The organism is Nostocoides sp., from assembly GCF_035343835.1.
In the GTDB taxonomy this organism is placed as follows: domain Bacteria; phylum Actinomycetota; class Actinomycetes; order Actinomycetales; family Dermatophilaceae; genus Nostocoides_A; species Nostocoides_A vanveenii.
This window is the reverse complement of the sequence record NZ_DAOQZV010000204.1, coordinates 1-5,933: the sequence shown is the minus strand read 5'-3', so window position 1 is coordinate 5,933 and position 5,933 is coordinate 1. Positions and strand designations below refer to the sequence as shown.

At 68.5% G+C, this 5,933-nt stretch carries 4 protein-coding genes; all 4 read left to right on the top strand.

Annotated elements, in window-relative coordinates:
* Positions 1 to 149 precede the first annotated feature (149 nt).
* The 4 genes from PKH97_RS12855 to PKH97_RS12840 all read left to right on the top strand — a co-directional run bounded on the left by PKH97_RS12855 (position 150) and on the right by PKH97_RS12840 (position 5,771).
* Positions 150 to 3,242: a hypothetical protein gene (locus PKH97_RS12855; RefSeq protein WP_324387888.1), complete on the top strand. Its 3,093-nt coding sequence runs from the start codon at positions 150 to 152 to the stop codon at positions 3,240 to 3,242.
* Positions 3,243 to 3,295: 53 nt separating this feature from the next.
* Positions 3,296 to 4,198: an ABC transporter ATP-binding protein gene (locus PKH97_RS12850; protein ID WP_324387887.1), complete on the top strand. Its 903-nt coding sequence runs from the start codon at positions 3,296 to 3,298 to the stop codon at positions 4,196 to 4,198.
* A complete protein-coding gene (locus PKH97_RS12845; protein ID WP_324387886.1) occupies positions 4,195 to 5,253 on the top strand; it encodes an ABC transporter permease in 1,059 nt (352 codons plus the stop codon). The genes PKH97_RS12850 and PKH97_RS12845 overlap by 4 nt, the downstream gene beginning before the upstream one ends.
* Before the next feature lie 164 nt (positions 5,254 to 5,417).
* The gene (locus PKH97_RS12840) at positions 5,418 to 5,771 is read left to right on the top strand and encodes a YciI family protein (RefSeq protein WP_324387885.1); all 354 of its coding nucleotides are present in this window, start codon (positions 5,418 to 5,420) and stop codon (positions 5,769 to 5,771) included.
* Positions 5,772 to 5,933: the final 162 nt, after the last annotated feature.

Sequence of the window (5,933 nt, the reverse complement as noted above, 5' to 3'; positions counted from 1 at the left end):
CACTCGACGACCCTGAACCGGCCACTCGACGACCCTGAACCGGCCACTCGACGGGGGGCGGGGCGGGGGGATGTATCAGCGGAGGCCCCGACGTGCTCCTCCCTGATAGCTCGCCCGATCGGGCGGAGGAGCGGCAAGGAGGACGCGCCATGGCGCTGCGCGGAACGCTGAGCGAGCCGGGGCAACTGGCTCGGGCCGTTCTCGTCCACCAAATACGCCGCAGCGCTGCTCGCTCGGCCCCCGCGGCCGGGCTGGCGCTGCCCGTGTTGATGGTGGGTCATCCTCGCGCGGGAGACTGGTGGATCGCCGCCGTGCCCGCGGCATGGGCGTTCTTCCAAGCCGGCATGACCCTCGACCACGTCCGTCGGCTGCCCGACCGGCTTCGGCCACTCGGTCAGGATGGCGCGGGTGGGGGGTGGGCGACATACGGGAAGGCAGTAGGGGCAGCGATCGGCGCCGGGATCCTGGCCGCGATGCTGCTTCCGTGGCTGGTCGAGCAGTGGGTCGGCTTCCCTCTGCCACGACGGCTTCCGCCGCAGCCCCGCGGCTGGCTGGTGCTGCTGGTCGCTTCGACCATTGCCGTCAGTGCCGGTGCGGTGACCTTGAGCCGGGCCATCCCAGTCGCGCTCGGCGGGCGGCGAGCACCCTCAGGCGGCACGAGCGGACTGGTGCCAGCGGAACTGACGGCTCGGACGCACACCGGCGTCGCGATTGCCTGTTCCGGTGGTGGCATCCGCTCCGCAGCCTTTTGTCTCGGCGGACTACAACGCCTGATGGACGCTGGGATCTATGCCAAGACCGATCGCGTCTACGGGGTGTCCGGCGGTGGCTACACCGCGACCGCCATGCATCTCGCGCGGCGCAACTGCGTTGTCGCACAAGGTGAACCGGAGCTCTTTGCGTCCGACTCACCGGAGATGGACTGGTTGCGCCGCCGCTCCGCGTTCCTCGTCCCGAGCGCCGCGGCGTGGGGTCGCGCACTGCTCGCCGTGGCCAACGGCATCGTGGCCAATGTCGGCATGCTCGTGATGACGATGTGGCTCGTCACGGCGTATGGCGTGTGGTTCCTCGACCGGATGCCGCACCAGGGCGTGGCCCGCCTCGATCGGGTGACTGCGCAGTTCACCGTCAGCACGCCGCTGCGCACGCTCGTCGTCGGCCTGGCGTTGAGTGCTTTCACCTGGTTCGTCATAGCTATCGTGCGTCTGAAGTACCGGCGTGATCGGGTGCCCACCTTGACACCGGCTTATGTGCCCCTGGCCCTAGCCGCCGCCGTCGGCGCCGCGTTGATCGCGATCCCGCAGTTCGTCGTCCTCAGCCACAATGCCGCAGTGGGCAATCAGCCCACTGCGCTGATCGCCAGCGGCATCCGGGCCGCCGGCTTGGTTGATGCGCCGGTATGTCGAAGGGCGTTGCGCGAGAGCTTCGTTCGCGAAGCTCGAATCGCCTGGCGGCGCACCGCCAACGCAACGAGCGCTACCGACATCCCCTTCGACTTCGGCGCGTGCGGCACGAGCGGCACGGACAACGCGGCCCTATGGCCGACAGTTGCCGCGCCCGGCGCCGGCCGCCACACCGGGCCCGATGTCGCGGTGACAATGAACGCTCAAGCGCTCCTGGACTATCGGTGCCCTGGCCCCGACGAGAATCCGCCGAAGGGCCCGCTGCCCGCCTTCTGCGCCGACTCCGGGGATCGAACGGGTGGGTGGGCGAACCGCTGGACCGGTCTGGCCGCAATAGTCACTGCGCTGCTGGCCTTGGGGAAGTCGGTGCGCGGCAACGGCGATTCCGACACGAAGGCCGGCAGGCTTTCGACCCTGGTCACGCGTGTCGTCCTGCCGTGGGCCGCGCTCATCGGCGTCATGGCCCTCATCGGCATCATCGGAATGAACATGGGGCGCGCCTTGACGATGGACCCCGCCCGCCTCGATCGCCCCTGGACGTATGCCGTGCCACTCGCCTTCCTCGCGTGCGTCCGGGTCCTCAACGATGCGACGACCAGCTCGCTGCACCCCTTCTATCGCGAGCGCCTGGCGTCGACCTTTTTGGTCAAGCGCACCGGCCCGACCGCGCGCGTGGCTGATCCGGCCGGACCGGTCACCCGGCTCGGCGCGGCTCTCGTTGCCCCGCTGGACCCCCTGACGGAGGCCACAGCCGATATGCCCCGCGGGCCGCAGCGCCCTCGGCACGAGGCGGCACGCCCGCAGCTGAGCATCCTGTGTGCGGCAAACTTCAACGACCACGACTACATCCCGGAGGAGCGCGGCTGCACGACCTTCCGATTCGAGACCGCCTCGGATGCGGCCGCCGGGCGCGCCTATATCGGCATCACCGACAGCCGTCTTCCCCTGCGAGACAACGGGACTCGGGGCCTCGACGAGGCGAGCAGGCCGCTGGGGGTGAGCCCCACGGCATACGGGCTCGTCGCGGATCCGCTCGGTGCGGACACCACGCTGGCGGTCGCGATGGCCGCGAGCGGTGCGGCGTTCTCACCCATCGTCGGGCGCCAGCAGGCGATCGTCCGGCCCTACCGGATTCTGATGACGCTCGGAAATGCCCGCTTGGGAGTGTGGTTGCCGAACCCCTACTACGCACTCGCCGTCAGCGCGGACCGCGACCTCGCAGCGCCCAGCCCCGCGCCGGGCGCGGGATACACGCTGTGGAAGCGGCTCTATAACAAGCCCGGGCCCTATCGCGTCTTCAAAGAGGCCCTGGGCCAGCAATCGGTCACCGACTCACGCATCTATGTCAGCGACGGCGGCCACTTCGACAACACGGGCATCGTCGAGGCGCTGCGCGACCGGCCAGCGGTGCTCTTCGCGCTTGATGCGTCCGCAGATCCGGCGGGCTCACTCGATGCGCTCAGTGACGCCATCACCACGGCGAGAATGGATCTCGGGCTGCTGATCACCCCGGCCATCGGACAGACCCTCGACCGGCTGCGCCCGGGGGTGGGCGGCGCACGGGCGAGCCGCGGATGGGTGGTGCTCAACGCGGCATACGAAAGTGCGCCGGAGGCGGTCGTGTGCCGCATCTATTTCGTCAAGAACGTCCTGTCCACGGTGACCGATGCCGAACTGGACGGCTATGCGCGACGCAACCCCGAGTTCCCGCTCACAAGCACGGTGAATCAGTTCTACGGTGAGTACGACTTCGAGGCCTATCGCCAGCTCGGGTGGCTGAACACAAACGAACTTCTCGCCAACACGGCCGCCTCCTCAGCGGTCGCCACGCAGGGCTGACCGTTCGCCGATCTTGGGATGCGGTTTCGCCGGTCACGTGCTTGGCTTTGGCTATGACCAACGTCATCGAGACGCGGGGGCTGGTCAAGAGGTATGGGGACCTCACCGCCGTCGACCACGTCGATATCACTGTGCCGCAAGGGACTTTCTTCGGCCTGCTCGGCCCCAACGGGGCAGGCAAGACAACAACCCTCGAGATGATCGAGGGCATTCGCGAGCCAGACGAGGGCGAGGCGCGCATCTTCGGCGAGCCCGTATGGCCGCGCAACCGCGCCCTGCTTCCCCGCATCGGGGTGCAGCTTCAGGCGTCCGCCTTCTTCGAACGTCTGACGGTCGATGAGCAGCTGCGCTGCTTCGCCGAGCTCTATGGGATGCCGCGCTCCCGCATCGACACCATGATCGAGTTGGTCGGGCTCCAGGAGAAGCGCAAGGTGCGCACCGAGGACCTCTCCGGCGGGCAGAAGCAGCGCCTGTCGATCGCCTGCTCGCTCATTAACGACCCCGAGATCGTCTTCCTCGACGAGCCGACCGCGGCGCTCGACCCGCAGGCCCGGCGCAATCTGTGGGACGTCCTGCGCGCGATCAACGCCGAGGGGCGCACCGTTGTGCTGACGACGCACTATATGGACGAAGCCGAGATCCTCTGCGACCAGATCGCGATCATCGACCATGGCACGATCCTGACCACCGACACACCGCGCAATCTGATCACCGGGCTGGGCGCGGCATACCGGATCTTGCTCAGCGAGGGGGCGGTCGCGGAGGCGGACGCCCGGCAGCTGCCGGGCGTCGAGAGCACGACCATCGACAACGGCACTCTCGCCCTTACCACGCACGATCCATCGCCGGTGCTCACTGCGCTCGCAGAACGTGATGCGCTGCAAGGACTTCAGGTGACCAGCGCCACGCTGGAGGACGTCTTCCTCACCTTGACCGGACGGGAGTACCGCGCATGAATGGCTTCGTTGCGCTCGCCCGGGCCCAGTGGAAGGGCTTTTGGCGGGACAAGCAGAACTGGTTCTGGCTGATGGCCTTCCCGCTGATGTTCCTCGTGCTCTTCGGCTTCCTCTTCCGCGACGCGGGGGTGAGCAAGTCGACGCTGACCGAGATCGGCTCGGTGGCGGTGATCGATCAGTTGCCCGCCGAGGCAAGGAGCCAGTTCGACAACCTTTTCGAGGTCACCAAGACCACTGACTCGGCGAAGGCGTTGGAGGAGGTGCGCAAGGGGGATGTCGACGCAGCCGTCGAGCAGCGCGGCAATGAGGTCATCCTCCACTACAGCCAGGCCGATCAGGTCAAGGCGGCCACCGTGCGCGGCACCCTGGGCGCTTTCGTCGACGGGGCCAATGTCGCGGCCTCGGGCAAGCCACCAGCCTTCACCCTGAACGCGACCGCGGTCGAGGACGAATCGCTCAAGCCGATCCAGTTCATCGCGCCCGGGCTGCTGGGCTGGGCCGTGGCAATGGGCGCGGTCTTCAACGCGGCGATGCCCTTTGTCAACTGGCGAACCAACAAGCTGTTGCGACGCATCCGGCTCGCGCCCGTGCGGACCGAGGCGCTGGTGGCCTCCCGGCTGCTCGTCTCGATTGCGGTGGCCTTCGTCCAGATGGGGGTCTTCCTGGCGGTCGGTGTCGGGCTGTTCGACCTGAGGCTGACCGGGTCGTGGTGGATGGCCGTGCCGCTGCTGCTCTGCGCGACGCTGGCCTTCATGGCGATCGGCCTGATCGCCGGGGCGATCTCCAAGACGGCCGAGGCGGCGTCGGGCATCGCGAACGTCATCATCATGCCCATGGCCTTCCTGTCGGGGTCGTTCATCCCGCTCGACCAGGCGCCAGGGTGGCTGCAGACGGTCTCGAAGTTCCTGCCGCTCGGCCAGTTGAACCAGGGCCTGCTGGACACCATGGTCCGCGGCGACGGGCCGGGCGCGGCGTTGGTGCCGATGGCGGCCCTGCTGGGCTTTGCGCTGGTGTTCGGGCTGATCGCGGCGCGCGTGTTCCGCTGGGAGGATTGACGCTCGCCGACCCGGGAGTGCCGACCGGTGCGGCGCGGGCACTGCACGCAGGGCGAGCGGTCGGCATACGGGCGCAAAGGCAGTCAAGGGCCTGTCGAATTGCGGGGGCGTCGCGCGACATCATGGTGACGGCGCCCGCCGTCGACGACCCGAAGGAGCAAGTCATGAAGTATTTGGTGTTGCTGGTCGGTGACGGCGAGGAAGCGCCGTGGAGCAGCCTGAGCGCGGACGAGCAGGCGGCGCTGATGCAGAAGTTCGGCGAGTTCGGCGCGGCGTGCACGGCGCGGGAGGGCGTCGCGATCCTCGGCGGCGAAGCGCTCGGTGGACCCGAGGACGCGACGGTCATGCGCACGCGGGCCGGGTCGGTGACCCTCACCGAGGGCCCCTATGCCGAGGCGCTCGAGGGCCTGGGCGGCTTCTATCTCGTGGAGTCCCCCGATCTCGACACGCTCGTGGAGTTGCTGCAGGCGCTGCCGCGCTACGACATGCAGATCTCCCCGGTCCTGGACATGGCCTGACGGGCGCCGCCCGAGGACGTATGCCGTGTCCCCCGCCGAGCAGGACGCTCACCTCCTCCTCGCGGACGTCTACCGCGCGGACTGGGGGCGCCTTCTCGGCGGACTGATCCGGCGGCACGGTCGACCAGACCTGGCCGAAGACGCGCTCGCCGAGGCCTTCGC